The organism is Phenylobacterium sp., from assembly GCF_036821595.1.
GTDB lineage: Bacteria > Pseudomonadota > Alphaproteobacteria > Caulobacterales > Caulobacteraceae > Phenylobacterium.
This window is the reverse complement of record NZ_DAISJG010000010.1, coordinates 48,443-73,939: the sequence shown is the minus strand read 5'-3', so window position 1 is coordinate 73,939 and position 25,497 is coordinate 48,443. Positions and strand designations below refer to the sequence as shown.

Below are 25,497 nucleotides of genomic sequence, written 5' to 3'. Positions count from 1 at the left end.
CGTGGCGACGCGCATCCTGCCCGACATGGACATGGATTTCGAAGCCTGCCGCCGCGCCTTCCTGACCCGGGACCCCCGGTTCGACGGCCGGATCTTCGCGGGCGTGAAGACGACCGGCATCTACTGCCGCCCGATCTGTCCGGCCAGGACGCCGAAGGCGGAGAACATGACCTTCTTCCCGACCGCCGCGGCGGCCCAGGAGGCGGGCTTCCGCCCCTGCCTGCGCTGCCGGCCGGAATCCTCGCCGGACCTCGGCGCCTGGCGCGGCACGTCCAACACCGTCAGCCGGGCGCTCGCCCTGATCGAGGCCGGGGCGATGGACGCCGGCGACGTGGAGGCGCTCGCCGACCGGCTCGGCGTCGGCGACCGGCAGCTCCGGCGGCTGTTCAGGCAGCACCTCGGCGCATCCCCGGTGGCGGTCGCCCAGACCCGCCGCGTGCTGCTCGCCAAGCAGCTGATCCACGAGACCCAACTGCCGATGGGCGAGGTCGCGCTGGCGTCCGGCTTCGGCAGCGTGCGGCGGTTCAACGAGACGTTCCAGCAGCTGTTCGGCCGGCCGCCGGGCGTGCTGCGCCGCAGCCAGGCGCCGGAGGCGAGCGCCGCGGCGGGCGGCATCACCGTGCGGCTGCCCTACCGCGCCCCCTACGACTGGGACGGCGTCATCGGCTTCCTGAGCGCCCGGGCCATCCCCGGCGTGGAGGTCGTGCAGCCGCGCCGCTACGCCCGCACGCTCGCGGTGGACCGCGTCCGTGGCGTGGTCGTCGTGACCCCGGGGTCCGGCGACTTCCTGGTGGCGGAAATCCGCTTCCCGAAGGTCCAGGCCCTGCCGGCGGTGATCGCCCGGGTCCGCCGGGTGTTCGACCTGACCGCCGACCCGGCGCTGATCGGGGCGCACCTCAGCCAGGATCCGGCGCTGGCGCCGCTCGTCGCGGCGCGGCCGGGCCTGCGCGCCCCCGGCGCCTGGGACGGCTTCGAGCTCGCCGTCCGGGCGATCCTCGGGCAGCAGATCACGGTCACCGCCGCCCGCAGCCTCGCGGCGAAGCTGGTGGAGGCTTACGGAGAGCGGATCGACGACCCGGCCGCCGCAGCCCTCGGCCTCTCCCGCGTGTTCCCGACGCCGGACCGGCTGGCGGGTCGGGACATCGCCGCGCTCGGCATGCCCCGGGCGCGCGGCGCGGCGCTCGAGGCGCTCGCCCGGACTGTCGCGGAGGACCCGACGATCTTCACGCCGCGGGCGGACCTGGAGAGCGCAATCGCCGCCCTCTCCGCCCTGCCGGGGGTGGGCGAGTGGACGGCGCAGTACATCGCGCTGCGGGAGCTCCGGGAGCCCGACGCCTTCCCGCACGCCGACATCGCCCTGATGCGGGCGCTCACCGACGACGAGGGGCGGCGACCGACCGCCCAGGAGCTGCTCGCCCGATCCCAGGCGTGGCGGCCCTGGCGGGCCTACGCCGCCCAACACCTCTGGGCCGCCGACGCGGTCCAGCCGCAACAGATCAAGAGGACCAAGACCGATGCGAAACGCGCAGCCTGAAACGCTCACCCTGGACCGCTTGCCGACGCCGGTCGGGACCGCGCTCGTGGTCACGGACGAGGACGGCGTGCTCCGCGCCTTCAACTGGACCGACTACGAGCCGAGGATGCTGGCCTGGATCGGCCGCCACTATCCGAAGGCGCGGCTCGCGGAGGGCCGCTCGCCGCTGCGGCCGGCCTTCGAGGCCTATTTCGCCGGCGACGCCCGCGCGCTCGACCGGGCGCCGTGGAAAGCGTCCGGGACGGCGTTCCAGCTGAAGGTCTGGGAGGCGCTGTGCACCATCCCGGCCGGCGAGACCCTCAGCTACCGCGGCCTCGCTGAACGGATCGGCCGGCCGAGCGCCGTGCGCGCGGTCGGCCTGGCGAACGGCGCCAATCCGGTCGCCGTCGTCGTGCCCTGCCACCGGGTGATCGGGACCAACGGCTCGCTGACCGGCTACGGCGGCGGCCTGCCGCGCAAGAAGTGGCTCCTGTCCCACGAGGGCGCCAGCTTCCGGGAACAGCTTGCCGCCTGAAGTCAAGACGCGGCAAAGGCGTACCTGAACGGCGGCAACCTTTCCAAAATTTCATGCGTCCGGTGGTCGCACTCCGGTAACGCTTCCCGTATAACCAGGGTCGACGGAATCGCATCGTGGCGGGGAGGTACCGATGTCGACATTGACGGACATGGTCGCCGCCGTGGTGATGCACTCCTCCGCTGTCGCGTTCTCGCATTTCGGCGTCTCGGTGGAGCCGTTGCAGGTGGAGAAGCCGCAGGCCCCGGTGGAGCGGGTGATCGCCCGCACCCCGCGCAAGGCGCGCGCCGAGAAGCTCTCCGACTGCCCCGAGACCCGCCGCCAGCAGCAGTCCGCGACTGTCATCCGGGCCTGAAGACGTCCCGCGCAAGCCCTTGCGCGGCCGCGACAATCCATAGCTGACCCGAGGTTTTCCACAGGCCGCTGTTTGCGTCCGCGCGGCCGGCGGGTAATCCTTCGCGACGGGTCCCGCGGGGCTCGAACGGAAGGGGACGGCCGCGCATGAGGATCCGGGGACGGCGGGCGCCGACGGATTTCGGAGCTTCCGGCGACGAGGCCAGGCTGGCGGCGAACGCCGAGCCTGCGCGCGAGGCCGTGGCCGAGCCGCTCGCCGCGCCGGTCACCGACCCCGTCCCGCCGCTGGAGCCGCCGCCGGCGCGCGCCGAGGTGGCGGCCAGCCCGGCCCGGACGCCGGCCCGCCGGCCGCAGCCGCTCGGCGACGGCCCCGCGCCGGCCGAGGTCCGCGCCCCGCCGGCCTGGCCGATCTACCTGACCGCGCTCGCCGTCTCCGTGCTCTGGGCGCTCGCCCCGATCGCGTTCGCGGTGGGCTACCGCAACAATGTCGCGCCGCTGACCGAGGACGTCTTCGGGCTCGCCGTCTTCGCCCTTCTGGCGATCGGCCCGGCCGCCTTCGTCTGGGGCGCCGCCTACATGATCCGCCAGGGGCAGAAGCTGGCGGCCGAGGCGAAGCGCGCCAAGGCCATGGCCGAGGACATGCTGGCGCCGGCGCTGAGCGCTGCGGCCCGCGCCGGCCACGTGGTGCAGGGCGTCCGCGACGAGATCGCCGCCGCAGGGCTGGCCGCCGACCAGGCCCGCGAGACCCTGCTGGCGCTGCGGCAGGCCATGGCCGAGGAGACGCTGAAGCTCACCGACGCCACCCGGACTTCGGTGCGGACAGCCCAGGACCTCGCCGGGACGCTCGGCAAGGAGCGCACGGAGATCGGCGCGCTCGCCGAGAGCCTCGACGCCCGCGCCGCCCAGGTGGCCGACGTGATCGGCGCGCAGGCCCGCCGCGTGGTGGAGGCGACGGACGCCGCCGGCGCGCGGCTGAAGGCCGCCGAGGCCGAACTCGCCGAGGCCCTGGACGGCCGCACCGCCCAGATGAGCGAGACGATCGGCAGCCAGGCGCGCCGGGTCGTCGAGGCCGCCGACGACGCCGGAAACCGGCTGAAGGCGTCGGAGGCCGAGCTCGCCGAGACCCTGGACGCCCGCGCCGCCAAGGTCACCGAGGCGATCGGCAACCAGGCCCGCATGGTCGCCGAGGCGGCCGACGTCGCCGAGACCCAGCTGCGCGAGGCCGAGGCCGTGCTCGCCGCCCGCGCCGCGGACCTGGCCGCCGCGGCCGGGGAGGTGGGCGACGCGGCGCGCACCGCCGGCGAGGACCTGACCCGCCACATCGCCCGGCTGGAGACCGCCGGCGCCGGCGTCGCCGATCAGATCAAGGCCGTGGAGGGCGGGCTCTCCGACCATCGCGCCGCGCTGATCACCCTGTCCCAGGCCCTGCGCGCCGACCATGAGGGCTTCGCCGCCGAGGCGCAGACCCACGCAGACACCCTGTCGGAGTTCATCAGCCAGGCCCGCCTTTCGGCCGCCGAGATGAGCGAGCGGGCGACCCGCGGCAGCGAGACCCTGAAGGCGCTGATGGCCGACGCGGCCGAGCAGTTCCGCGACCTCGCCGAGACCGCCCGCGCCGAGCGCGAGGAGTTCGGCCAGTCAACGCTGCAGTCGCTGGACGCCGTCTCCCAGGCCGCCGCCGAGCAGCGCGCCCAGCTCGAGGCGCAGACCCGCGCCGCCATCGACGCCCTCGCCAAGGCCGCCGAGGAGACCCGCGAGGCCGCCGCCAGCCACGCCGCCACCGCCCGGGAGCAGGTGGACCAACTCTCCGAGGCCGCCTTCACCGCCGGCCAGAAGGCCAACCAGGTGTTCGAGGCCCGCCTCGCCGAGGCGCGCGCGCTCGTCGAGCAGTCGTCGCAGATGGTCGAGCAGGCCGGTGTCGCGACTGCCCGGAAGCTGGACGAGGGCGCCGCCGCCGCGCGGGCGACCCTGGCCGAACTGGGCGCCATGCTGGGCGAGGTGGAGGACCGGGCCAAGCGCCTGCCCGCCGCCGCCCGCGGCCAGGCCGACCAGGTCCGCGAGACCGTGGTCCAGGGCATGGACGAGCTGATGGAGGCCGCGCGCCGCACCGCCGAGGAGGCGCAGGCGATCGACGCCGCCTTCCAGGAGCGCGTCCGCCGCAACTTCGAGATGCTGAGCGAAGCCGTGCGCCTGATGGGCTCGGTGGCGGCGACCCCGCCCGCGCCGCTCGCGCCCGCGCCGCCGTCGCGGCCCGCGGCCCCGCCGCCGACCTTCTCCGCCTCGGCGGCCTTCACGCCGACGCCGCGGCCCGTCCGCACCCGGACGCCCGAGCCGGCTCCCGCGCCTGAGCCCGAGCCCCCCGCCGCGGAGCCCGAGCCCGTCGCCGAGGCCGCTCCGCCGGAGGACCTGGTGCTCGACGAGATCGCCGAGCCGGCGCCGAAGCCGGCGAAGGGCCGGGCGAAGGCCGAGCCGGAGGCCGAGAAGGCTCCCGGAACGCCGCTCGCCGCCCGGCTGGGCCTGCGGCCCCGCCTGAAGCTCACGCCGACGGCGACGGACGAGGAATTCAGCCAGGTGTTCGAGGCCGCCGCCGGCCGCCCGGCGCCGGAGCCCAAGGCCGAGGGGGACGGCGAGGGCTGGACCTGGAAGGACCTGCTGTCCTCCATCGACGGCGGAGCCGCCGAGGGCGAGGCGCTGGAGCAGACGCTCGGCACCGAGCTGGCCAAGATGGGCGTCGATCCCGAGAAGCTGCTGCCCAGGCCGCGCATCGACGAGATCTCGGCCGCGGTGCAGGTCGGCGACCTCGACGGTGCGCGCCAGGTCGTGAAGCGCCTGGCGCCGGCCGCCACGCGCCGGATCGTGCGGCGCCTGTTCACCGACGAGGCGCTGCGCGGCCAGGTGACGGCCTATATCCGCCGCTACCAGGGTCTGGTGGACGACGCGGTGGTGCGCGATCCGGAGGGCTTCCTGATGGCCGAACTGCTCGGCAGCGAGGCGGGCCGGCTCTACCTCCTGCTCGACGCGGCCGTGGGGGACATGGCCTGAGGCGTCTCGCCGTCCGCGAGGAGCGCTGGCCGCTCCGCGAGGCCTTCGTCATCGCCCGCGGGGCCAAGACCGAGGCGCATGTGGTGGTCGCCGAGGTCGCCGAGGGCCTGCACCTGGGCCGCGGCGAGGCCGTGCCCTACGCCCGCTACGGCGAGGAGATGGCGGGCGTGCTGACGGAGATCGAAAGCGCCCGCGCCGCGATCGAGGCGGGCGCCGACCGTGCGGCGCTGCAGGAGCTGCTGCCGCCCGGCGCAGCCCGCAACGCGCTGGACTGCGCGCTCTGGGACCTCGCCGCCAAGCAGGCGGGCGTGCGAGCCTGGGAGCTCGCCGGCCGGTCGCGGCTGGATCCGGTGAAGACCTGCTACACGCTCAGCCTGGACACGCCGGAGGCCATGGCCGAGGCGGCGCGCCGGGAGACCCGACGGCCCATGCTGAAGCTGAAGATCGGCGGCGCGGACGACCTCGACCGGGTGGAAGCCGTGCGCGGGGCGGCCCCGCGCACCCGCCTGATCGTCGACGCCAACGAGGCTCTCACCTTCGAGGACCTGAAGCGGCTGGCGCCCGAGCTTGCGCGCCTGGACGTGCAACTCCTCGAACAGCCCCTCCCGGCCGGCGAGGACGCCGCGCTGGAAGGCTGGGGGAGTCCTGTGCCGCTGTGCGCCGACGAGAGCCTGCACACCCGCGCCGAGCTCGCCGACTGCGTCCGCCGCTATGCCTGCGTGAACATCAAGCTGGACAAGGCCGGCGGCCTCACCGAGGCCCTGGCCACCGCCGCGGAGGCCCGCGCCCTCGGGCTGGAGGTGATGGTCGGCTGCATGGTCGCCACCTCGCTCGCCATGGCGCCGGCCATGGTCGTCGCCCAGGGCGCGCGCTTCGTGGACCTGGACGGGCCGCTGCTGCTGGCCCGGGACCGGGAGCCCGGCCTCGCCATCACCGGCTCGCTCATCGAGTCGCCGCCGGCGGCGCTCTGGGGCTGACGCCGGTCCGCGAACCCGGGTCGCCCGCCTGGAGGCGCCGCTGCCGGCGCGGGACCGTGTGGGGCGGAATTGTCGCACCAGGGCAGGATTTATCCCTCCGCGGCTTGCGAAGGCCGCTCCGCTGGAGTGAATGAACCCCGTCCGGACCGCGAGGGCCGGGGAGTCGGGGGATTTTCGATGTCGCGTTGGACGAAAGTTGCGCAGGCCGCAGGCGTGATAGCCATGGGTGTCGTCCTGGGTTCGGCGGCCCAGGCGCAGGCTCCCGGCGAGGTCACCGCGATCATCGGCGCGACGGTGTTCGACGCCACCGGCACCGCGCCGAGGATCGCCAACGTCGTGATCCGCGACGGACGCATCGCCGCCGTCGGGCCCAAGGTCCGCGCGCCGCGCGGCGCCAGGGTGGTCGACGCCAAGGGGCTGGCGCTGCTGCCCGGCTTCTTCGACGTGCACACCCACTGGACGCCCAACGGCGCGCCGGCGACGACCCCGCAGATCGCCAGCGCCTACGTCGCCGCCGGCGTCACCACTGTGAACGACTTCCACCAGTCCCCGGAGAGCTGGGCGCCGCGCCGGCAGTGGCTGTCGACCCTCTATGCGCCGCACGTGAACATGACGGCGCGGACCTCGACGCCCGGCGGCCACGGGGCCGACTGGGCCGACCAGAACACGACCAAGTGGGTGAACACGCCGGAGGCCGCCCGCCAGGCGATCCGCGAGCTGGTCCCCTACAAGCCCGACGTCATCAAGGCCTTCGCCGACGGCTGGCGCTACGGCACGGCGCCGGACAACACCAGCATGGACGTCGGCACGCTCGCCGCCCTGGTGGACGAGGCGCACAAGAACGGCCTGAAGGTCGGCACCCACACGGTGACCGTCGACCGCGGGGCGGTGGCGGCGCGCGCCAAGGTGGATTTCATCGCCCACAGCCTGCAGGACCGCGAGATCGACGGCGAGACCGTGGCGGCGCTGCGGGAGGCCGGCACGGTCTACGCCCCGACGCTCGCCGTCTACGAGCCGGTGAAGCCCGGCCAGAAGCCGCCGGAGAACCCGCAGGATCCGCGCTTCCAGCAGTCGGTGCGCAAGTTCGGCTATGCGCTGAAGAACGTGAAGGCGCTCTCCGACGGCGGCGTGCCGATCGCGCTGGGCACCGACGCCGGCATGCCCAACACGCCGCACGGCGTCTCCACCCTGCGGGAGATGGAGCTGCTGGTGCAGGCGGGCCTGACGCCGACCCAGGCGCTGATGGCCGGCACGGCGAACAGCGCCCGGGTGCTGGGTCTGATCGACGACCGCGGCACGATCGAGGCGGGCAAGCGCGCCGACCTGGTGCTGGTGGCGGGCCGCCCCTGGGCGGAGATCTCCGACGTGCGCAAGACGGTGCGCGTGTTCATCAACGGGCGGCCGGTGCACGGCCCGGGCGTGACGCTGCCGAAGGCCAATTCCGAGACCGCCATGCCGGCGGTTCCGGTGAAGGCGCTGGTCGACGACTTCGAGCGGGGCGACGGCCGCACCAGCCTCGACACCCTGCGCACCGACGACATGGACGGCGGCATCGACCGCACCGTGCAGGTGAGCCAGGTGATCGACCGCGCCGGCGGCGGCAAGGCGCTGGCGCTCGCCGCCCGGATGGCCGTGGAGTCCGAGCCCCAGGCCGCGGTGATCCTGCCGCTGACCCGCGGCTCGGTGCAGCCGGCGAACGTCTCCGCCTTCAAGGGCGTGCGGCTGGAGCTGCGCGGCGACGGCGGGCCCTACAAGGTCATGCTCAACACCCTGAACGGCCGCTGGGCCGCCGAGGTGAAGGCCGGTCCCGCCTGGACCACCGTCGAGGTTCCGTTCAGCAGCCTGGCCCGCGCGCCCGGGCGTGGCGCAGGCAAGGGGCCGTGGACGGGGACCGATGTCGTCGAGGTCGAGGTGGGCGGGACCCGCGAGGGCGGCCGCAAGCTCTGGCTCGAACTCGACAACGTGAGTTTCTACTAAGCGGTCAGGGAGCCGCACATCTGAAGACTCCCGCGGGGGAGACGGCGCAGACCGTCCCGCGGCGACCGGACTGAAAAAACGAGGGGGTACCTGAATGAATATCGGAATTTCGCTGCGCAGCCTGATGCTGGGCACCACCGTGCTCTGCGGCGTCGCCATGGCCGGACAGGCCGCGGCCCAGACGGCCGAGGAGACCGCGGTCGACGAGATCGTCGTCGTCGGCAGCCAGATCGAAGGCTCCAAGGTCACGGCGGCCCTGCCGGTGACGGTGGTGGGCCAGGAGCAGATCGAGAACATCGCCGCCACGTCCGGCGACGACCTGTTCCGCTCGATCCCGCAGATGGGCGACGTGAGCTTCAACTCCGCCTACCTGCCGAACTCGTCGAACTCGGCGCGCGGCGACGTGGGCTCGGTGAACCTGCGCAACCTGGGCGTCGGCAACACGCTCGTCCTGCTGAACGGCCGCCGCGTGGTGGCCCACCCGACCAGCCGGGCCGACGAGAACCTGGTGCCGGTGCTGACCTACAACACCAACGCCATCCCGGTGTCGGGCCTGAAGCGCCTGGAAGTGCTGCGCGACGGCGCGGCCGCCCTCTACGGCTCCGACGCCGTGGCCGGCGTCGTCAACACCGTGCTGCTGGACAACTACGACGGCCTGCAGGTCGAGGCGAAGTACGGCTCCGCCGAGGGCACGCACCTGACCGAGACCGAGTTCAACGTCCTGGCGGGCAAGAACTACGACCGCGGCAACGTCAGCCTGTTCCTGAACTACACCAAGCGGAACAGCCTGAACGCCTGGGACCAGGACTACACCTCGTCGTCCGACAAGCGGCCGCTGTTCGCGGGCACCCGCTTCGACGGCGCGGCGGGCCTCGACAGCCGCGCGACCACCATGCCCTGGGCCTCGCTGCAGACGGTGGGCAACGTCCCCGTGCGCATCGGCACGCGGCTGATCACCTCCACGGCCGGCGCCTTCCACACCCAGCCCACGACCAGCGCCGGCTGCACGGCGACGATCGGCGCCGGGGTGTGCCTGGACGACGCCGCGCCCGCGACCAGCGGCGCGGACCGTGACCTGCGCTACGACGCGGCGACCTTCAACACCTCGGTCATGCCCGAGACGGAGCGCTTCAACGGCTTCCTGACCGGCAACTGGGAGCTGACCGACGCGGTGACCGCGTTCGGTGAGGTGGGCTACTACAACGCCAGCACCACCAGCGTGCAGGGGCCGACGGCGACGCTCAGCTCGCTGCCGCTGGTCATCCCGGCCTCCAACTACTGGAATCCGTTCGGCCCGACCGTGTTCGCGAACGGCCAGGCGAACCCGAACCGTCTCGCGGGCATCAACGCTCCGGCCGGCGGGCTGGCGGTGACGCTGCGCGGCTACAGCTTCGTCGACGCGGGCCCGAACATCGTCGACGTGAACCTGACGCAGACCCGCTTCCTCGGCGGCCTGCGCGGCGACGTGGCCGGCTTCAAGTGGGAGAGCGGCCTGCTCTACAGCCACGCCAAGGCGGAGGACATCTCGGACGGGATCAGCGCCACCCTGCTCCAGCGGCAGCTCGCGCTCTCCACGCCCGACGCCTACAACCCGTTCAGCGGCGGCGACCCGGCCAACCCGAGCGTCGGCGACGCCTCGCCCTCCAGCCAGGCGGCGATCGACGCGATCCGGATCAAGACCGAGCGGATCTCGACGAGCTCGCTGACCCTGGCCGACCTGAAGGTCTCCAAGGCCGACCTCTTCGCCCTGCCGGGCGGGGACCTGGGCTTCGCCGCGGGCCTCGAGTGGCGCCGTGAGACCCAGCAGGACGACCGCGACGCGCGGCTGGACGGGACGATCACCTTCACCGACTCGGTGACGGGCATCGTCTACGGCAACGACCTGATCGGCTCCTCGCCGTCGCCTGACACCAAAGGCAAGCGCAAGGTGCTGTCGGCCTATGCGGAGCTGGCGATCCCGGTCGTCTCGCCGGAGATGGACGTGCCGTTCGTGCACAACCTCGAGTTCCAGCTCGCCGGACGCTACGAGGACTTCTCCGACGTGGGCGACGTGGCCAAGCCGAAGGTCGCCGGCGCGTGGGACATCTTCGACGGCTTCCGCCTGCGCGGCTCCTGGGCCCAGGGCTTCAAGGCCCCGAACCTCGAGCAGATCAACGCCACGCTGGTCACCCGCTCCAACACCCGGACCGACTGGATCCGCTGCGAGGCGGACCTGCGCGCGGGCCGGATCGCCAGCTTCTCCGACTGCTCGCGCTCGCAGTCCACGACGGCGCGCCGGGCCGGCAACCAGGACCTGAAGCCGGAGGAGAGCGAGACCTGGACGGCCGGCATCGTGTTCCAGCCGCACTTCGTGCCGCCGGAGCTCGGCCGCTTCACCTTCACCCTCGACTACTGGCGGGTGAAGCAGGAGGGCATCGTCGGCCTGTTCGGCGAGGGCAATGCGCTCATCCTGGACTACCTGGAGCGGACGCAGGGCCGGTCGAACCCGAACGTGATCCGGGCCACGCCGACCGCCGACGACATCGCCAACTTCCAGGGCACGGGGCTCGATCCCGTGGGGTCGGTGCTCTACGTCAACGACCAGTACCAGAACCTGCTGCCGCAGGAGGCCCGCGGGCTCGACATCGGCGTGATCTGGGGCCTGGACACCGACCGCTACGGCAGCTTCGACGTCAACTTCAACGCCGCCTACCTGATGAAGTTCTACCGCCAGCCGTCCCCCGACATCGCCGCCCTGCTGGCGGCGCGTGACGAGGGCACGATCAACGCGGGGACCACGATCACCGGCGGCGGCGACCTGATCCGGCAGAACGGCCGGCCGGAGTGGAAGTGGTCGGCCTCGGCGACCTGGCGCTACGAGCAGGTGACGCTGGGGGCCTTCACCCAGTTCATCGACGACGTGGACGACACCGACATCCGCGACGCGGGCGGCGTGCCCTGGGTGGTGGACAGCCAGATCACCGCCAACCTGTTCGCCCAGTACGAGTTCCTGGACGGCTGGGCGAGCGACACCCGCCTCCGGGTGGGCGTGCGCAACATCACCGACGAGAAGCCGCCGCTGGCGGTGGACGGCTACCTGGGCGAGCTCTACCAGCCCTACAGCCGCTACTGGTACGTGAGCGTCCGCAAGACGTTCTAGGGAAGCGGCGTCCGTTCCGCGCCCGGACCTCCGAAGGGAGCCCGGGCGCGGGGCGGCGCGTTCCAAGGCCATGGACGACCCCGCCCGCGACCGCGCGCACCGCGCCTGGCGTTCCGCCGAACGCATCCGCAAGCTGTCCGACCGCGTGGTCGGAGTGGGACCGTTCGGCCTCGGTCTCGACGGGGTCCTGTCCTGGGTCCCGGGGGCGGGGACGATCTATTCCGTGGGGGCCGGCGGGCTCCTGCTCTACGAGGCCGTGCAGGCGGGCGCCTCGAAGGCCACTATCGCCCGGATGGCCGCCTACCTCGCCCTGGACAGCGCCAGCTCCGGCGTCTGGGGCATCGGCTCCCTCATCGACACCTTCTTCACCGGCCATGCGTTCGCGGCCCGCCTGTTCGAGCGCGCGGCCGACTCCCGTCCGAGCGTCGGCAAGCGGTTCAACCTCGCGGCGGGCTATGAGGCGACCGGCCGCCTGCCGGAGGCGGTAGCCATCTATCGCACGCTGGTCGACGACGGGCAGTACGTGACCATGAAGTCCGGCCGGCCGATGGCAAATCCGGACATCCCCGTGCGCCGGTACAATGTGTCCGAGGAATCGGCGCGGCGCCTGGCCCGGATCATGGTCGAGAACCCGCTGCTGTTCCCGGCGCCGACCGGCGACGGCGCGCTGGCCGCCACCGCCTTCGCCACCCCGGTCGCCGCCACGGTCGGCGGCACGACCACCTCCGGCCGGATCTCCGACGCCCAGGCCATCCAGATGGACCGCCTCGCCGCCGGCGGCGAGTGATCCGCAGGGCGGTCGGGTCCGTCCCGACCGCCGGTTCACCTCTCAGGCGCCCGCCGGGCTGAGGCGGGCGTCGGCGGGGGTTAGGGCGCGAGCCCAGGCGGCGAACTCGAGACGGACGCCGTCGGGGTCGTGGAAGTAGATCGAGCGGATGAAGACGGGATCCTGGCCGGGCGGGGGCTCGGCGTCCCGGTGCTCGACGACGTCGCTCACCTCGACGCCGGCCTCGCGCAGGCGCTCGCGGTAGAGGTCGAGGTCCTCCGGCGCCACGCTGATCGCCAGGTGATTCATGGAGCCGTGCGCCGAGACGCCGCCGCCGCGAGGCGCCTGGACGACGCCCGGCTGCGCCGCCGGGGCGTCCGGAAACCAGAAGAAGGCGATGGTCGCGCCGCCGCCGACGTCGAAGAAGAAGTGCTGACCCTTGCCCCCCGGCAGCTCCAGCGTCTTGACCAGCGGCATGCCCAGGAGGTCGCGGTAGAAGCGCACCGTGGCGGCCATGTCCCGGGCCACCAGAGCCACGTGGTTGACGCCCCTCAGGTCAAACTTCGGATTGGCCGGCCGCATGCTCACCTCCGCCCGCGCCTGCGCAGTCTGCGGCATCCGGCGTCCGGCGCAAGCAACCTGAGGTCGGATCAGCCGAACGCGGCGAGGGCCGCCTCGGCCACCTGCATGTCCTGGTGATAGTGGCCGCCGCTGACGCCGAGGCCGCCCACCACGGCGCCGTCCACCTGCACCGGATAGCCGCCGCCGAACACCACCAGGCGCGGCGTGTTGACGATGCCGTGCAGCAGCGGCGGGTCGTCCTTGATGAAGTCGAACCAGCCGTGGGTCGGGATCCCGAACGAGACGGCGGTGTAGGCCTTGTCCTGGGCGATCTGCACGCTGAGCAGGGCGGCCCCGTCCATGCGGGAGAAGGCCTTCAGGATACCGGACTCGTCGACCACGGCGATCACCATGGGGACGCCGATCTCGCGCGCCTTGGCCTCCGCGGCGCGCAGCAGTTGCTCGGCCGCTTCGGCCGTGATGGATGCCTTGGTCAGCGTCTTGGCGCCCACGCCCGTCTCCCTGTCCCGCGGCGGTCTCTTGAGCCCTTCAGGGGGCTTCGCCTGCCGTCCCCGGATCGGTAGCGGACGACGCGGCGGAAGCTCCAGCCAAAAAGATTTGCCGGGCGGCTCAAAATAATTGGCGGGGCTCAGGCGGGGAGCGGCGCCGCCGGCAGCCTGAGCTCGGCCCGCAGCCAGGCGCGGAACGCCTGCAGACGGTCCATGCGGGCCGCGGCCGGCGGATAGACCAGCCAGTAGGCGATGCGGCTGGTCACCTCGATGGAGAAGGGGGCCACGAGCAGGCCGGACTCCAGGTAGTCGTCGACCAGCGGCCGACGGCCGATCGCCACGCCCATCCCCTCGACGGCGGCGGTCAGCGCGAGCTGGACGGTGTCGAAGCGGGGGCCGTGGCGAGCGTCCACCTCCTGCAGGCTCCAGCCGGCGTCCGACGCCGCCTGCAGCCACTCCGGCCAGCCCTCCGGCGTGCGCGAGACGGTGATCAGGGTCTGGCGGGCCAGGTCCTCGGGCGTACGGATGGCGTTGGGGCCCCGCATCAGCGACGGGGCGCAGACCGGGAACATCACTTCCGGCACCAGCCGCTCGGCCGACAGGCCGGGCCAGGCGCCCTCGTGCAGGCCGCCGCGGATCGCCACGTCGGCGCCGATGTGGCGCAGGTCCAAGGGCTCGCCGAACTTCCCGGCGGTGTTCACCTCGATCTCGATCTGCGGATGGTCGGCGTGGAACTGGGACAGCCGGGGCACCAGGAAGTTGGACGCGAAGGAGGGCAGGCTGTTCACCACCAGCCGCTCGCGCCCGCATTCGTGGCTCAGCCGGTCGGCGCCGGCGTGCAGCAGGTCGAAGGCGGCGGTCACGGAACTCAGGAACTCCGCGCCCTGGCGGGTGAGCTGCAGGACGCGCGCCGTGCGGGCGAAGAGCTCCACGCCCAGGTGGTCCTCCAGCGCCCGGATCTGGTGGCTGACGGCGGCGGGGGTGACGTTGAGCTCCTCGGCCGCCTCCCGGGCGTTGCCCAGCCGGCCCACGGCCTCGAAGGCGCGCAGCGCGGTCAGGGGCGGCAGACGCCTCATGAGCGGACCCGAAGCTCGACGTGGCTCATGGCCCAAAGAGCTACGACAAATCCAATTTGCTTAGAATCCAAATTTTTCTGGTTTGGCCCCCGCCATGGCCCCCGCCTAGCATTCTCCCCAACGAGATAAGGGCCGGGACACCCGGTCCGCAGGGGGGAATGGAACGATGAACATCAGGGCTTTGCTGAGCACTGCTTCCCTGGCCGCGCTGGTCGGCGGGGCCGCGATCCCGGGCCTGGCCCAGGCGCAGACGACCGCCGCCGGCGGGGAGCTGGAGGAGGTGGTGGTGACCGCCCGGATGCGGGCGGAGTCGCTGCAGGAGACCCCCGTCGCGGTGACGGCCATCACCGAGGGCCAGATCGAGAAGATGGTCGTCCAGGACCTCTCGGACTTCACCCGGGCCGCGCCGAACTTCACCATCGAGGGCGTCGGGGCGATCCACCGCAACGCCTCGGTCGCCTACTCCCGGGGCATCGGCTACCAGGGCGTCGACCAGGCCATCGACCCCAGCGTCGGCATCGCCGTGGACGGGGTGTTCTTCACCCGCAACATCGGCGCGCTGCAGAGCACCTTCGACATCCAGCAGGTGGAGCTGCTGCGCGGGCCGCAGGGCACCCTGTTCGGCAAGAACACCACCGGCGGCGTGGTCAACATCACCACCAAGCAGCCGGCCGACCACCACACCTTCAGCGCGCTCGGCCGCGTCGGCAACTTCGGGCGTGCGGACGTCTCCATGGCCGCCGACCTGCCGGTGAACGACCAGCTGTCGTTCAGGATCTCGGCCACCAGCCAGTATTCCGACGGCTACATGCACAACCTCTACCGGGCGCCGAACGGGCTGAACCCTTCGGAGGAATGGCTGGCGGGGGACAATGTGAAGGCGCTTCGCGGGGCGGTGAAGTGGCGGCCGACCGACGAGCTGACCCTCAACCTGAGCGCGGCCTATGTGAAGGACCGCAGCGACTCCGTGGGCGGGGTGAACGCCTCGTTCCCGACCGACGCCCTGTCGCGCGCCGGCCGGCCCGGCTTCGGCTTCCCGGGCGGGCCGACCGATCCGTTCGTGGCCATGCGCAACTTCCCGAGCGGCGACTACCAGGACACCTGGGCCGGGACCCTCAACGCCACCTATGAGGGGCAGGGCTACCGTATCGTCTCGATCAGCGGGATCGTGCGCAGCTCCAACCTCTCCTACAGCGACTTCGACGTCACCGACCTGGCGTTCTTCGAGACCCTGGCCACCAAGCGTCACAAGCAGCTCTCGCAGGAGGTGCGGATCGAGTCGGCCACGGACGGGCCGCTGCAGTGGGTCGCCGGGGGCTACGCCGGCCAGACCGACTGGGACACGACCCAAATCTTCTTCCTGGCCGCGGTCACCCAGGAGGGGGCCGAGCAGAAGGACAAGACGGCGGCGGGCTTCGCCCAGTTCGACTTCAGCCTCACCGAGCAGCTCACCCTGACCGCCGGCGGCCGCTACACCTGGCAGGAGAAGGACTTCACCCGCTTCCTGCAGGTGCCCGTCGCCCAGTTCCCGCGGCCGCCGCTCCGCGCGGCGGAGGAGTGGTCCGACTTCACCTACCACCTCGGCGCCAACTACCAGATCAGCGACGACGCCATGCTCTACGGAAGCTATTCCACGGGCTTCAAGAGCGGCGGCTTCAACTCTCGCGCGGCCACGGCCTCGGCCATCGGCCCGTTCGATCCGGAGAAGGCCAAGGCCTGGGAGGTCGGGCTGAAGTCCGACTGGTGGGACCGCCGGCTGCGGCTGAACCTCGCCGCCTTCTGGAACAAGTACGAGGACCTGCAGGTGTCGATCTTCCGCCCCGCCGCCAGCGGCACGGGCGAGGAGCAGGTGGTGGCCAACAACGCCGACGAGCGCGCCCGGGGCGTCGAGGTCGAGCTGACGGTGCTGCCGGTCCCGAACCTCACCCTCACGGCCTCGGTGGGCTACCTCGACGCGGAGTACACCAGCTTCGTCGCCAACCTGACGGGCCGTCCGGCCAGCGCCACCAACCCCTGCGGCGGGACCATCGACCGCTCGCAGAAGGGCGCCTGCTACCTGGAGCCGACGCGGGTGCCGGACTGGACCAGCCGCATCGACGCCACCTACGACATCGATCTGGCGGGCGGCGGACGCGTCTCGCCCTTCGTCGCCTGGTCCTACGAAGACGCCCACTTCACCGACACGCTGAACGCGCCCCAGGGCTTCCAGAAGGCCTACCACATCTGGGACGCCAGCCTGACCTACGAGGCCCCCTCGGGCCGTTGGCAGGCGACCCTGTGGGGCAAGAACCTGGGCGACGTGGCCCACCGGCTGTCGGTGGTGCCGACCGCCGGCGTGCTCACCCAGCTCTATTTCGCCGAGCCCCGGACCTATGGCGTCGAGTTGCGGATGGTCCTGGGCGAGTAGCGCGCCGCGGCGCGAAGGAGGACGACATGGCCGAAGAACCGATGCGCTACTGCGGCGTGAACCACGTGGCCCTGGTCTGCCGGGACATGGCCGAGACGGTGGACTTCTACGAGAACGTGCTGGAGATGCCGCTCGTGAAGACGATCGACCTGCCGAACGGGCGGGGGCAGCACTTCTTCTTCGACTGCGGAGGCGGCGACACCATCGCCTTCTTCTGGTTCCCCAACGCGCCGGCCTATGCGCCGGGGATCGCCTCCATGCACCCCGACTACCAGAAGGTCGGCTCGCAGACGGCGCACGCGTCGATGAACCACCTGGCGGTGTCGATCCCGCTGGAGAAGTTCGACGAATACGCCGACCGGCTGCGGAAGAGGGGCGTGGCGCTGCGCGTGCTCAACCACGACGACGGGGAGAACCACTCGTCCGAGACGGTGTCTGACAAGACCTGGATCCGCTCCATGTACTTCCGGGACCCGAACGGCATCCACATGGAGCTGGCGGCCCTGACGCGCGCCTACGGGCCGCAGGACATCCGCCACGATCCCCTCAACGCCCAGGGCGAGCGCGTGCCGCGCAAGACCCGCGCGCCCGCCTGACGGAATCCCGATGAGCATGTCCGACGCGGCGGCCCCTGCAGCGGGCCTGACGGCGCCTGCGCCCTTCCCGAACCGGGCCTACGCCTGGTTCGTGGTGGGGGCGCTCTCCCTGGTCAACATGGTCTCCTACGTGGAGCGGCAGATCCTCACCCTGCTGTTCACGCCCATCAAGCGCGACTTCCAGCTCACGGACACCCAGGTGAGCCTGCTGGCGGGCGCCGCCTTCGTCATTTTCTACGTGATCTTCGGCCTGCTGTTCGGCCGGCTGGCGGACCGCTCGAACCGCAAGCGGATCATCATGGCCGGGGCGGTGTTCTGGGGCCTGGCGACCACAGCCTGCGGCCTGGCGCAGAACTTCACCCAGCTGTTCCTGGCGCGGATCTCGGTGGGGGTGGGGGAGGCCTCGCTCGGGCCCTCGGCGCTGTCGACGATCAGCGACTACTTCCCGCGCGAGCGGCTGGCGCGGGCGATCAGCTTCTACACCGGCTCCCAGTACGTGGGCGCGGGCCTGGCGCTGGTGGTCGGCGGCTTCGCGATCCAGATCGTCTCCGGCCTGCCGCCGCTGGACATTCCCTTCGTCGGCCCGCTGCGACCCTGGCAGATGACCTTCCTGATCGTCGGGCTGGGCGGGCTCCTGGTGCTGATCCCGATGTCCTTCGTCCGCGAGCCGGCCCGCCGCGGCGTGGCGAAGGCGCCGGCCGCCGGCGGCAAGGCCGACCGGTCCCAGCTCCTCGGCTTCCTTGGCGCGAACCGGCGGATGTTCCTGGCCCACTTCACGGCCTTCTCGATCAGCTCGATGCTCGGGTTTGGCACGGTCGCCTGGGCGCCCACCTTCTTCATCCGCGTGCACGGCTGGGCGCCGCAGGACATCGGCTACGTCTATGGCGCCATCCTGGCGGTGATGGGCTGCGCGGGCGTGCTGGCGGGCGGCCGGATCGCGGAATGGATGGAATCGAAGGGCGTGGCCGACGCCTACTTCGTCCTGCCGATGATCTCGCTCTCGGCCACGGCGGTGTTCTTCATCTCGGCCATGTTCGCGCCCACCGCGGAGCTGTCGCTGGCGCTGATCTTCTGCTCGACCTTCCTGTCCAGCTTCCCGGTGTCGCTGATCATCACCGCCCTGCAGGCGGTGGCGCCGAACCAGCTCCGGGGCCAGCTGGTGGCTCTCTACTACTTCATCGCCAACATCCTGGGCGTGGCGTCGGGGCCGACGGTGGTCGCCCTGCTCACCGACTACGTCTACCGCGACGAGATGGCGGTGGGCCTGTCGCTCGCAACCGCCAGCGCGGTGATCACGCCGATCGTGGTGACCATCCTGGCGCTCGGCCGCGCGGGCTTCCGCGACAGCCTGGCGCGGGCCGCCCAGCTCTACGCCGCCCCGGCGGCTGCGTGAGGCGGCGGCCGTGACCCTTCCCGGAGCTCGACGATGCCGCGACTGAAGCAAGTCTCCCGTGCGGAAGCCTCGCCCGAGGTCCTGCCGTTCTACGAGCAGATGTTCGGCGGCCGCGACCCGGTGGCCGAGCCCGGCACCGCCACCGGCACGCCGGGCGACTGGTGGACGGTCTGGGCCAATGTGCCGGGCATCCTGAAGGCGTTCAGCGCCTATCCGATGCGCGACGCGGCCCTGGACGCCCAGCTGCGCGAGCTCGCCATCGTGCGCACCGGCTACGCCCGGGGCAGCCAGTTCGTCTTCTCGCAGCACTGCAAGGCGGCCAGGCGGGCGGGCGTCCCGGAGGCCAAGATCGAGGCCGTCCCCTACTGGACCGTCGCCGAGGTCTTCACACCGCTGGAGCGGGCCGTGCTCGCCTATGTGGACGGGACGATCCTCGAGGGCGGGCGGGTGCACGACGAGGTGTTCGGGCGGCTGCGCGCGGGGCTGCCGGACGACCAGATCCTGATGCTCACCTATGTGATCAACATGTACCAGCTCCACGCCACGGCGACGAAGGCGCTGCGCCTCGAGTACGACGACGTGCCCGAGCGGGTGGTGGAGATCCCCGAACCGGCCGGGCCGACGCGCTGACCCCCTTCCAGAGACGGAGAGTTCGATGACCATCGGAGTGATCGCGCGCGTGAAGATCGCGCCGGGGCAGGAGCAGGCCTTCGAAGCTCTGTTCGCCGAGCAGGCGGAGCAGGTCAGGGCGAACGAGCCGGCCAACCGGCTCTACCGGCTGTTCCGCGACCGCGCCGAGCCCGGCGGCTACATCGTCATGGAGATCTACGACGACGAGGCGGCGCTGGAGGCCCACCGCGCCGCGCCGCACATGCTGGCCAACCGGCCGCGCATGGCGCCGCTGCTCGGCGGCAAGACGGTGGTGGAGATCTACGACGCCGCCTGACAGCACCGACGGCTGACGAACCTGGCGGCCCTTCCTTCCTCTTCTGGCCGCCGCAGGGCCCAGGGCGCGTCAGGCTCCCTGGGCCCTTCTTCTAGGCCTGCAGCACCGGCTCCGCCCCGGCGACGGCGTCGTCGGGCTCGCGGCGGCCTTCGTAGACGGCCTGGTCGAGCAGGCCCTGCCGTCGGGCGACGATGGTGGGGACGAGCGCCTGGCCGGCGACGTTCACCGCCGTGCGGCCCATGTCGAGGATCGGGTCGATGGCGAGCAGCAGGCCGGCGCCCTCCAGCGGCAGGCCGAGCGTCGAGAGCGTGAGGGTCAGCATGACCGTGGCCCCGGTCAGGCCGGCGGTGGCCGCCGATCCGATCACCGAGACGAAGACGATCAGCAGGTAGTCGGTGAGGCCCAGCGGCAGGCCGAAGAACTGGGCCACGAAGATCGCCGAGATGGCCGGGTAGATGGCCGCGCAGCCGTCCATCTTGGTGGTGGCGCCGAGCGGCACGGCGAAGGCGGCGTAGGCGCGGGGCACGCCGAGGCCGGACTCCGTGACAGTCTCGGTGACCGGCAGGGTGCCGATGGACGAGCGCGAGACGAAGCCCAGCTGGATGGCCGGCCAGGCGGCGCGGAAGAAGCGGATGGGGTTCAGCCCGTGGACCGCCAGCAGGGCCGGGTAGACCACCAGCAGCACCAGCGCGAGACCGAGGTAGACGGCCAGGGCGAACTGGCCGAGCTGGCCCAGCGCATCCCAGCCGTACTTCGCGACCGCCGTGCCCAGGAGGCCCACCGTGCCGATGGGGGTCAGGCGGATCACCCACCAGAGCACCTTGCGCACCACGGCGAGGGCCGAGGCGTTGAACGCCAGGAACGCGCGGCCGGCCTGGCCGGCCTTGAGGGCGGCGGCGCCGATCACCAGCGAGATGACCAGGATCTGCAGGACGTTGAACGAGACGCTGGTGGTGGCCGAGCCGTCGGCGAGCTTGGTGGAGGCCGTCAGGCCCAGAAAGTTCGCCGGCACCAGGCCGGTCAGGAAGTCCAGCCAGCCGCCGGTGGCGGAGGGGGCCTCGGCGTCGGCGGCGGAGACGCCCGCGTGCAGGCCGGGCTGCAGCACGAGGCCGAGGGCGATGCCGATGGCCACCGCGATCAGGGCGGTGATCGCGAACCACAGGAGGGTGCGCCAGACGAGGCCGGCGGCATTCTGCAGCTCGCGCAGGTTGGCGATGCTGGCGACGATGGCGGTGAACACCAGGGGCGGCACCAGGGCGCGCAGCAGCTGGATGAAGCTGGAGCCCACGATGCGCAGCGTCTCGGCGAGCGCGAAGCCGGGCTCGCCCTCTTCCGCCCCCAGGCTGCGGGCCAGGAGTCCGAGCGCGAGGCCCACGGCCATGCCGGCGAGCACCTGCCAGCCGAAGCCGCCGATGAACCGGGACGAGCGGGCCGAAGCCATGGGCGATCCTTCCTGCCGCTGGGGCGCAGCCGCATCTCTACCGCCGGGGTAGGACAAACCGCGCCGCCGAAATTCTGCGGCCGTCCCCAGAACGCCTGGGCGCCCGGAAACGGCGCCGGCGTTGCCGCATGGCGCGGCGCCCGCTAGGCCGGGGGCGATGCTCACCGATCCGGTCTTCTACCTGCTGGCGATCCCGGCCGTGGCGCTGATGGGGCTCGCCAAGGGCGGGTTTTCGGGCGTGGGCGCCATGTCCATGCCGTTGCTGGCGCTGGCGATCTCGCCGGTGCAGGCCGCCGCCATCCTGCTGCCGATCCTGATCGTCCAGGACGCCGTCAGCGTCTGGGCCTTCCGGCGCGACTGGGACCCGAAGATCCTCCTGGCGATGATCCCGGGCGCGCTGGTCGGGATCGTCGCGGGGTACCTGCTGGCGGCGAAGGTGTCGGCGGAGGCGATCCTGGCGGTGCTGGGGGCGATCTCGATCCTGTTCGCCGTGCAGCGGCTGTGGGCGTCGCGCGGCGGGCGGATCGCCGCGCCCGCCAACTCGCCGGCCTGGGTCGGCTCGCTGTTCGGGGTGGCGGCCGGGTTCACCAGCCAGATCGCCCACGCCGGCGGGCCGCCGTTCCAGATGTACGTCCTGCCGAAGAACCTGCCGCCGCCGGCGCTGATCGGCACCACGGCGATCTTCTTCGCGACCATCAACTGGCTGAAGGTCCCGGCCTACGCCGCGCTCGGCCAGTTCACGCGCGAGAACCTGCTCACCGCCGCGGCGCTCACGCCGCTGGCCATCGCCACCACCTTCGCCGGCGTCTGGCTGGTGCGGCGGGTGGAGGCCGAGCGGTTCTACACCCTGATCTACGTGCTCATGATCCTCGTCGGCGGCCAACTCCTCTGGGAGGCCTGGCGCGGCTAGGGCGCGTTCGCCTGGGGCCTATTCCGCGGCGACAGGCGTGCGGGCCGGCGCGCCCTCGTAGACGAAGCAGGCCTCGTCCAGGTCGATGGCCGGCAGCTCGTCCTTCTCCGCCCAGTAGTCCTGGGTGTGCTGCCATTCAGGCTTGTCGCCGCGCCTGGGCAGGAGGTGCAGGCCGCGCATCAGGTAGCCCGGGTTGAAGTTCTCCGGGTCGATCCAGGGCAGGAGCGGCATGTCCCTGTCCTCGGGCCGCAGGGCCACCATGACCTTCTTCGCCCCCTTCCGGTCCATGTGGCCGAGCAGGCGGCAGACGAAGTCGGCGATCAGGTCGGCGCGGAGCGTCCAGCTGGCCCGGAAATAGCCGAACACCCAGACGAGGTTCGGCACGCCGGTGAACATCATCCCGCGGTAGGTGACGCTCTGGGAGAAATCGAGCGGCCTGCCGTCCACGGTGAAGGCGATGTCGCCCAGGACGTTGAGGTCGAAGCCGGTGGCGGTGATCACCACGTCGGCCTCCAGCACCTTGCCGGACTTCAGCAGGATGCCGTTCTCGACGAAGCGGTCGATCTCGTCGGTGACCACCGAGGCCTTGCCCGCGCCCACGGCGCGGAAGATGTCGCCGTCGGGGACGAAGGCGATGCGCTGGCGCCAGGGCCGGTAGCGCGGCGTGAAGTGCTCGGCGGTGACCTCAGGGCCCACGAAGGCGCTGACGCCGGCCAGCAGCTCCTGCTTGACCACCTCGGGCTCGTGGAAGCTGCGCTGGGTGAAGGCGGCCTGGTCGTGCAGGATCTTGCGGCGCACGATCTCGTGGATCCACGCCTCCTCGACGTCCAGCTCGCGGAGCTGGTCGGCGAGTTCGATGGCGTTGCGGCCCGGCACGAAATAGGTCGGCGAGCGCTGCAGCATGGTCACGTGGGCGCAGGCGTCGGCGATGTTGGGGATCAGGGTCGCGGCCGTGGCGCCCGAGCCGATCACCACCACCTTCTTGCCGTCGAGCTGCGGGTCGTCCGGCCAGGTCTGTGGGTGGATGATCCGGCCCTTGAAGTCGGCCATGCCCGGCCACTCCGGCGTGTAGCCGGCCGACTGGCGGTAGTAGCCCTGGCACATCCACAGGAAGTTGGTGGTGAAGGCCACGCGCTCGCCGGTGTCCTCGCGCACGGCGTCGACCGTCCAGAGGTTGGTCTCGCTGGACCAGCTCGCGTCGAGGATCTTGTGGCGGTAGCGGATGTGCGGGGCGAGGTCGTTGTCCTCGATCACCTCGCCCATGTAGCTGAGGATCTCCTCGGCCGTGGCGATGGGCGGGCCGACCCAGGGCTTGAAGCGGTAGCCGAAGGTGTAGAGGTCGCTGTCGGAGCGGATGCCCGGGTACTTGTGGGTGAGCCAGGTGCCGCCGAAGCTCTCCAGCGCCTCCAGCACCACGAAGCTCTTGGCCGGGCACTGCTGCGTCATGTGATAGGCCGCGCCGACGCCGGAGATGCCGGCGCCCACGATCAGCACGTCGAAATGCTCGGCCGCCGCAGCGGTGGTGGCGAGTGGACTCGCGTTCATTCCTGCCTCCCTGGGCCCTGTCGTTCCCGCCACTTTCGGCGAAGCGCGCACGGCCTCCTTGATCGACGTCAAGCCAAACTGAACGTTGATAAGGAATCAAGCTGCTTCTTGCGGCCCTGACGGGTTTCCAGCTTCAAGCCAATGTGTAGACTCCTAAGCAACTGGAGGGGAAAGCATGGCGAATCCGGGACCGGAGGCCCTCGCGGCGCGGCTGCTCTGCGACGTGGACATCAGCCTCGTGGACGACGCGCCCGTGCCGCTCGGCCGCTCGCCGTGGCGCAACCGGCGGGTCAGCTACATCGCCGGCGGGACCTTCCGGGGCCCGCGGGTGAGCGGCGAGGTGCTGCCGGGCGGCGGCGACTGGTCCGAACTGGGCCAGGACGGGGCGGGGAACGCCGTCACCCTGATCGACGTGCGTTCGGCGTGGCGCGCAGACGACGGGACGCTGATCTACGTCACCTACTCCGGGCGGCTGGTCATTCCGGCCGAGGCGTTGCCGGACTTCCGCGATCCGGCCAAGGTCGAGGCGATGGATCCCGCACGCTACTACTTCCGCATCCAGCCGGTGTTCGAGGTGGCCGACGGCCCGTACGGCTGGCTGAACGCCACGGTGGCTGTGGGCTATGGCCACCGGACGGCGAAGGGCGTGCGCTACCGCGTCTTCGCGCTCGACTGAGGCAGAGCTTGAGCGACGACGTCAGCGGTCCGCCGCACCTGATCCTGGAGCTGATCAGCGCCTTCTACTGGTTCGACGAGGGGTTGCAGAACTACCTGCGGGCCCGCGGCTGGCCGGAGATCACCCGGCCGCAGTCGATGCTGATGGCCAACCTGGCGCTGGGCCTGCACCGGCCCTCCGACATCGCCCGGCGGCTCGGCGTGAGCCGCCAAGCGATCCACGTCACCGTGGGCCAGATGGTGGAGAAGGGGGTGCTCGAGCTGGTCGACGACCCCGACAACCGCCGCAACAAGCTGGTCGAGCTGACGCCGGTGGGCGAGGGCATGCGCCGCGACGCCCAGGCGGCCATGCGGACCATGGTCGAGGAGCTGGAGCGCCGGATCGGCGCGCGCAAGGTCGCGCAGCTGCGCCCCGGCCTGCTGGCGGACTGGGGCGAGCCGCTGCGGTTCGACGCGGAGGGGCGTCAGCTCTCCTGACGGCTCCAGGCCTGGCCGGCCCAGTCGGAGACCAGCTCGCCCTCGCCGGGGACCGGCACCTCGCGGATGCGCTCCTCGACGTTGTCGTATTCGAGCTTCAGCGCCTTGCACATGATCGCGTGGGTGACGTAGCCGCACACGTGGTAGGTGAACTCCAGGATGTCCTCGTCCGATAGGACCTGCTTCACCGCCGCGAACACCCCGTCGGGCGTCCGGCCGCGCTCCAGCACGAGGCAGTCCGCGTAGGCCAGCAGGGCGCGCTCGTCCTTGCTGTAGACGTCCGAGACCTGCCAGTCGGGGATGGCGGCGATCTTCGCCTCGTCCAGCCCGTTGCGGCGCGCGGCCTTGCAGTGCTGGGAGAAGACGAACTGGCTGCCGGCCACGTAGCCGGCCCGCAGGATGCCCAGCTCGCGGATCTTGGGGTCGAGCTTGGAGACGCTCCTGTCGGTGAACATGCCGAACATCCCGAAATGGGAGGTGGCGTGGTCGAACACCGGCGGGGAGAGCGCGAACACCGTCCACCAGTCGCCCGGCGTGCCGGTGGCGGTGCCGGGCTCGGCCACCGGGTCGCGCTCGCCGAACAGGCGGTCGTAGTACTTCAGAACGTTCGGCGACGCCTCGGCGCGCGGGACCTGTCTCAGGCGGGGCATGGGTTCGT

At 71.8% G+C, this 25,497-nt stretch carries 22 protein-coding genes; 16 read left to right on the top strand and 6 right to left on the bottom strand.

Features of this window, described 5'->3' with window-relative positions; all coding sequences use genetic code 11:
• Window position 1 precedes the first annotated feature (1 nt).
• From V7Z97_RS07750 to V7Z97_RS07715, 8 genes are all read left to right on the top strand, one after another.
• Window positions 2-1,534 carry a DNA-3-methyladenine glycosylase 2 family protein gene (locus tag V7Z97_RS07750; RefSeq protein ID WP_334162552.1) on the top strand — a complete coding sequence of 511 codons (1,533 nt, stop codon included), beginning with the start codon at window positions 2-4 and terminating at the stop codon, window positions 1,532-1,534.
• Window positions 1,515-2,048 (top strand): methylated-DNA--[protein]-cysteine S-methyltransferase, encoded by a 534-nt coding sequence (locus V7Z97_RS07745; protein ID WP_334162551.1) that lies wholly within the window; start codon window positions 1,515-1,517, stop codon window positions 2,046-2,048. The genes V7Z97_RS07750 and V7Z97_RS07745 overlap by 20 nt, the downstream gene beginning before the upstream one ends.
• Before the next feature lie 133 nt (window positions 2,049-2,181).
• Complete coding sequence (locus tag V7Z97_RS07740) at window positions 2,182-2,403, top strand: hypothetical protein (RefSeq protein WP_334162550.1); 222 nt, start codon at window positions 2,182-2,184, stop codon at window positions 2,401-2,403.
• A gap of 146 nt (window positions 2,404-2,549) precedes the next feature.
• Window positions 2,550-5,444: a polar localization protein TipN gene (locus V7Z97_RS07735; RefSeq protein WP_334162548.1), complete on the top strand. Its 2,895-nt coding sequence runs from the start codon at window positions 2,550-2,552 to the stop codon at window positions 5,442-5,444.
• Window positions 5,441-6,421: an N-acetyl-D-Glu racemase DgcA gene (gene dgcA / locus V7Z97_RS07730; RefSeq protein WP_334162591.1), complete on the top strand. Its 981-nt coding sequence runs from the start codon at window positions 5,441-5,443 to the stop codon at window positions 6,419-6,421. Before V7Z97_RS07735 ends, dgcA begins: the two co-directional genes overlap by 4 nt.
• Before the next feature lie 222 nt (window positions 6,422-6,643).
• Window positions 6,644-8,398, top strand: coding sequence for a CIA30 family protein (locus V7Z97_RS07725; protein WP_334162547.1), 1,755 nt, complete (start codon window positions 6,644-6,646; stop codon window positions 8,396-8,398).
• 94 nt (window positions 8,399-8,492) lie between these two features.
• A complete protein-coding gene (locus tag V7Z97_RS07720; protein ID WP_334162545.1) occupies window positions 8,493-11,537 on the top strand; it encodes a TonB-dependent receptor plug domain-containing protein in 3,045 nt (1,014 codons plus the stop codon).
• A gap of 70 nt (window positions 11,538-11,607) precedes the next feature.
• On the top strand, window positions 11,608-12,324 hold the full coding sequence (locus V7Z97_RS07715) for a DUF4112 domain-containing protein (protein ID WP_334162544.1): 717 nt from the start codon (window positions 11,608-11,610) through the stop codon (window positions 12,322-12,324).
• Between the two features lie 42 nt (window positions 12,325-12,366).
• Here V7Z97_RS07715 and V7Z97_RS07710 read toward each other — a convergent pair whose 3' ends face one another.
• From V7Z97_RS07710 to gcvA, 3 genes are all read right to left on the bottom strand, one after another.
• On the bottom strand, window positions 12,367-12,921 hold the full coding sequence (locus tag V7Z97_RS07710) for a VOC family protein (protein ID WP_334162543.1): 555 nt from the start codon (window positions 12,919-12,921) through the stop codon (window positions 12,367-12,369).
• Window positions 12,922-12,953: 32 nt separating this feature from the next.
• Window positions 12,954-13,376 carry a GlcG/HbpS family heme-binding protein gene (locus V7Z97_RS07705; protein ID WP_334162542.1) on the bottom strand — a complete coding sequence of 141 codons (423 nt, stop codon included), beginning with the start codon at window positions 13,374-13,376 and terminating at the stop codon, window positions 12,954-12,956.
• Between the two features lie 137 nt (window positions 13,377-13,513).
• Window positions 13,514-14,449, bottom strand: coding sequence for a transcriptional regulator GcvA (gene gcvA / locus V7Z97_RS07700; RefSeq protein WP_334162539.1), 936 nt, complete (start codon window positions 14,447-14,449; stop codon window positions 13,514-13,516).
• Between the two features lie 181 nt (window positions 14,450-14,630).
• Here gcvA and V7Z97_RS07695 point away from each other — a divergent pair, with 181 nt between their 5' ends.
• The 5 genes from V7Z97_RS07695 to V7Z97_RS07675 are packed head-to-tail and all read left to right on the top strand — an operon-like array spanning window position 14,631 to window position 19,791.
• Window positions 14,631-16,856 (top strand): TonB-dependent receptor, encoded by a 2,226-nt coding sequence (locus V7Z97_RS07695; protein WP_334162538.1) that lies wholly within the window; start codon window positions 14,631-14,633, stop codon window positions 16,854-16,856.
• A 26-nt stretch (window positions 16,857-16,882) separates the two neighbouring features.
• Complete coding sequence (locus tag V7Z97_RS07690) at window positions 16,883-17,452, top strand: VOC family protein (RefSeq protein WP_334162537.1); 570 nt, start codon at window positions 16,883-16,885, stop codon at window positions 17,450-17,452.
• 10 nt (window positions 17,453-17,462) lie between these two features.
• Complete coding sequence (locus V7Z97_RS07685; protein ID WP_334162535.1) at window positions 17,463-18,845, top strand: spinster family MFS transporter; 1,383 nt, start codon at window positions 17,463-17,465, stop codon at window positions 18,843-18,845.
• Window positions 18,846-18,878: 33 nt separating this feature from the next.
• Complete coding sequence (locus V7Z97_RS07680; protein WP_334162533.1) at window positions 18,879-19,475, top strand: carboxymuconolactone decarboxylase family protein; 597 nt, start codon at window positions 18,879-18,881, stop codon at window positions 19,473-19,475.
• A 25-nt stretch (window positions 19,476-19,500) separates the two neighbouring features.
• Window positions 19,501-19,791 (top strand): putative quinol monooxygenase, encoded by a 291-nt coding sequence (locus tag V7Z97_RS07675; protein ID WP_334162532.1) that lies wholly within the window; start codon window positions 19,501-19,503, stop codon window positions 19,789-19,791.
• Window positions 19,792-19,882: 91 nt separating this feature from the next.
• Here the strand turns inward: V7Z97_RS07675 and V7Z97_RS07670 are convergent, their stop codons facing one another.
• Window positions 19,883-21,232 carry a dicarboxylate/amino acid:cation symporter gene (locus V7Z97_RS07670; protein WP_334162531.1) on the bottom strand — a complete coding sequence of 450 codons (1,350 nt, stop codon included), beginning with the start codon at window positions 21,230-21,232 and terminating at the stop codon, window positions 19,883-19,885.
• A 157-nt stretch (window positions 21,233-21,389) separates the two neighbouring features.
• Between V7Z97_RS07670 and V7Z97_RS07665 the strand changes: the two genes are divergently transcribed.
• Window positions 21,390-22,142 carry a sulfite exporter TauE/SafE family protein gene (locus tag V7Z97_RS07665; protein WP_334162530.1) on the top strand — a complete coding sequence of 251 codons (753 nt, stop codon included), beginning with the start codon at window positions 21,390-21,392 and terminating at the stop codon, window positions 22,140-22,142.
• Window positions 22,143-22,160: 18 nt separating this feature from the next.
• Here the strand turns inward: V7Z97_RS07665 and V7Z97_RS07660 are convergent, their stop codons facing one another.
• Window positions 22,161-23,687 (bottom strand): flavin-containing monooxygenase, encoded by a 1,527-nt coding sequence (locus tag V7Z97_RS07660; RefSeq protein ID WP_334162529.1) that lies wholly within the window; start codon window positions 23,685-23,687, stop codon window positions 22,161-22,163.
• A 175-nt stretch (window positions 23,688-23,862) separates the two neighbouring features.
• Between V7Z97_RS07660 and V7Z97_RS07655 the strand changes: the two genes are divergently transcribed.
• The gene (locus V7Z97_RS07655; protein WP_334162528.1) at window positions 23,863-24,363 is read left to right on the top strand and encodes a DUF3237 domain-containing protein; all 501 of its coding nucleotides are present in this window, start codon (window positions 23,863-23,865) and stop codon (window positions 24,361-24,363) included.
• An 8-nt stretch (window positions 24,364-24,371) separates the two neighbouring features.
• Window positions 24,372-24,839, top strand: a complete 468-nt coding sequence (locus V7Z97_RS07650) for a MarR family winged helix-turn-helix transcriptional regulator (protein WP_334162527.1) — start codon at window positions 24,372-24,374, stop codon at window positions 24,837-24,839.
• On the opposite strand, the gene V7Z97_RS07645 is transcribed toward V7Z97_RS07650, so the two are convergent.
• On the bottom strand, window positions 24,827-25,489 hold the full coding sequence (locus V7Z97_RS07645) for a carboxymuconolactone decarboxylase family protein (RefSeq protein ID WP_334162526.1): 663 nt from the start codon (window positions 25,487-25,489) through the stop codon (window positions 24,827-24,829). The genes V7Z97_RS07650 and V7Z97_RS07645 overlap by 13 nt on opposite strands.
• Window positions 25,490-25,497: the final 8 nt, after the last annotated feature.

Bases quoted from the DNA above. Each gene is read 5' to 3' on its own strand.
- V7Z97_RS07735 (WP_334162548.1), top strand. From the start codon at position 2,550: ATGAGGATCCGGGGACGGCGGGCGCCGACGGATTTCGGAGCTTCCGGC.
- V7Z97_RS07685 (WP_334162535.1), top strand. From the start codon at position 17,463: ATGAGCATGTCCGACGCGGCGGCCCCTGCAGCGGGCCTGACGGCGCCT.
- V7Z97_RS07680 (WP_334162533.1), top strand. From the start codon at position 18,879: ATGCCGCGACTGAAGCAAGTCTCCCGTGCGGAAGCCTCGCCCGAGGTC.
- V7Z97_RS07740 (WP_334162550.1), top strand. From the start codon at position 2,182: ATGTCGACATTGACGGACATGGTCGCCGCCGTGGTGATGCACTCCTCC.
- V7Z97_RS07715 (WP_334162544.1), top strand. From the start codon at position 11,608: ATGGACGACCCCGCCCGCGACCGCGCGCACCGCGCCTGGCGTTCCGCC.
- V7Z97_RS07720 (WP_334162545.1), top strand. From the start codon at position 8,493: ATGAATATCGGAATTTCGCTGCGCAGCCTGATGCTGGGCACCACCGTG.
- V7Z97_RS07660 (WP_334162529.1), bottom strand. From the start codon at position 23,687: ATGAACGCGAGTCCACTCGCCACCACCGCTGCGGCGGCCGAGCATTTC.
- V7Z97_RS07710 (WP_334162543.1), bottom strand. From the start codon at position 12,921: ATGCCGCAGACTGCGCAGGCGCGGGCGGAGGTGAGCATGCGGCCGGCC.
- V7Z97_RS07655 (WP_334162528.1), top strand. From the start codon at position 23,863: ATGGCGAATCCGGGACCGGAGGCCCTCGCGGCGCGGCTGCTCTGCGAC.
- V7Z97_RS07670 (WP_334162531.1), bottom strand. From the start codon at position 21,232: ATGGCTTCGGCCCGCTCGTCCCGGTTCATCGGCGGCTTCGGCTGGCAG.
- gcvA (WP_334162539.1), bottom strand. From the start codon at position 14,449: ATGAGGCGTCTGCCGCCCCTGACCGCGCTGCGCGCCTTCGAGGCCGTG.
- V7Z97_RS07645 (WP_334162526.1), bottom strand. From the start codon at position 25,489: ATGCCCCGCCTGAGACAGGTCCCGCGCGCCGAGGCGTCGCCGAACGTT.
- V7Z97_RS07745 (WP_334162551.1), top strand. From the start codon at position 1,515: ATGCGAAACGCGCAGCCTGAAACGCTCACCCTGGACCGCTTGCCGACG.
- V7Z97_RS07675 (WP_334162532.1), top strand. From the start codon at position 19,501: ATGACCATCGGAGTGATCGCGCGCGTGAAGATCGCGCCGGGGCAGGAG.
- V7Z97_RS07725 (WP_334162547.1), top strand. From the start codon at position 6,644: ATGGGTGTCGTCCTGGGTTCGGCGGCCCAGGCGCAGGCTCCCGGCGAG.
- V7Z97_RS07690 (WP_334162537.1), top strand. From the start codon at position 16,883: ATGGCCGAAGAACCGATGCGCTACTGCGGCGTGAACCACGTGGCCCTG.
- V7Z97_RS07665 (WP_334162530.1), top strand. From the start codon at position 21,390: ATGCTCACCGATCCGGTCTTCTACCTGCTGGCGATCCCGGCCGTGGCG.